Source organism: Cellulomonas sp. A375-1, from assembly GCF_001040865.1.
Classification (GTDB): Bacteria; Actinomycetota; Actinomycetes; order Actinomycetales; family Cellulomonadaceae; genus Cellulomonas; species Cellulomonas gelida.
Map to the genome: position 1 here is coordinate 1 of NZ_LFKW01000148.1, position 1503 is coordinate 1503.

General features: G+C 73.5%; 2 protein-coding genes. Both read left to right on the plus strand.

Annotated elements, in window-relative coordinates; translation table 11 throughout:
- The coding region (gene sucB / locus CWIS_RS15940; RefSeq protein WP_048344331.1) for a 2-oxoglutarate dehydrogenase, E2 component, dihydrolipoamide succinyltransferase at positions 1-1006 on the plus strand (1006 nt) is incomplete at its 5' end.
- A 127-nt stretch (positions 1007-1133) separates the two neighbouring features.
- Positions 1134-1503, plus strand: a 370-nt coding sequence (locus tag CWIS_RS15945; protein ID WP_156186694.1) for an NAD-dependent epimerase/dehydratase family protein, incomplete at its 3' end; no start/stop codon positions are given.

A 1503-nucleotide genomic window follows, 5' to 3' on the forward strand; every position in this document is an offset into this window, starting at 1 on the left:
GGCTCCCGCAGCCCCGGCTGCTCCGGCCGCAGCCTCCGCTGGCGAGACTGCGACAGCGCCGGCAGCCTCGGGCGGCTACCTCACGCCGCTCGTGCGCAAGCTCGCCGCGGAGAAGGGTGTCGACGTCGCGTCCCTGACGGGCACCGGCGTCGGTGGCCGCATCCGCAAGGAGGACGTGCTGGAGGCCGCCGCGAAGGCCGAGGCCGCCAAGGCCGCCGCCGCGCAGCCCGCCGCCGCGCCCGCCGCTGCCGCTCCCGCACCGGCCGCCAAGGTGCCCACGGTCTCGCCGCTGCGCGGCACGACCGAGAAGGCCAGCCGACTGCGCCAGATCATCGCCGAGCGCATGGTCGAGGCCCTGCACACGCAGGCGCAGCTCACGACCGTGGTCGAGGTCGACGTGACCAAGATCGCGCGCCTGCGCGCCGCCGCGAAGGAGGACTTCAAGGCGCGCGAGGGCACGAACCTCACGTTCCTGCCGTTCTTCGTGCTCGCCGCCATCGAGGGACTCAAGGCGTTCCCGAAGATCAACGGCGTCCTCGAGGGCAACCAGATCACGTACCACGGTCAGGAGAACGTCGGCATCGCGGTCGACACGGAGCGCGGCCTCGTCGTGCCCGTGGTCCGCGACGCGGGCGATCTCAACCTGGCCGGTCTGTCCCGCAAGATCGCGGACCTCGCGACCCGCACGCGGAACAACAAGATCGGTCCCGACGAGCTCTCGGGCGCGACGTTCACGGTGACCAACACCGGCTCGGGCGGCGCGATCATCGACACGCCGATCGTCCCCGGCGGCACGTCGGCGATCCTCGGCACGGGCGCGATCGTCAAGCGCCCCGCCGTGGTGAAGGGCCCCGAGGGCGAGGACGTCATCACGGTCCGGTCGATGTGCTACCTCTGCCTGTCCTACGACCACCGGCTCGTGGACGGCGCGGACGCCTCGCGGTACCTCTCCGCCATCAAGGCCCGGCTCGAGGAGGGCGCGTTCGAGGCCGAGCTCGGCCTCTGACGCCCCATTCGTCGCGCGCAACGGCCCGGTCCCCTCGCGGGGGTCGGGCCGTTCGCGCACCCGTCCGCAAGCGACGCGGGAAGTGACTGCGGGCGCAGGTCAGGCCGTTCGAATCTAGGGTGACGGGATGCGCATCGTCGTCGCTGGCTCCCACGGCTTCATCGGCTCGGCCCTGCTCCCCCGGCTGCGGTCGGCGGGTCATGACGTGCACGTGCTCGTGCGGCACGCGCAGACGCGGCCCGAGGAGATCGCGTGGGACCCCGCACGCGGGTCGCTGGCACCCGACGCCCTGCGGGGGTTCGACGCCGTCGTGAACCTCGCCGGGACCAACCCCGGCACCCGGCCGCTCACCGAGGCGCGCAAGCGCGACGTGCTGGCCTCACGGGTCGACACCGCGGGGCTGCTGGCGCGCAGGCTCGCGACGCTCGACGACGGCCCGCGCGTGCTGCTCCAGGCGTCGGGGATCGGCGCTTACGGGGACCGGGGCGACACCGAGG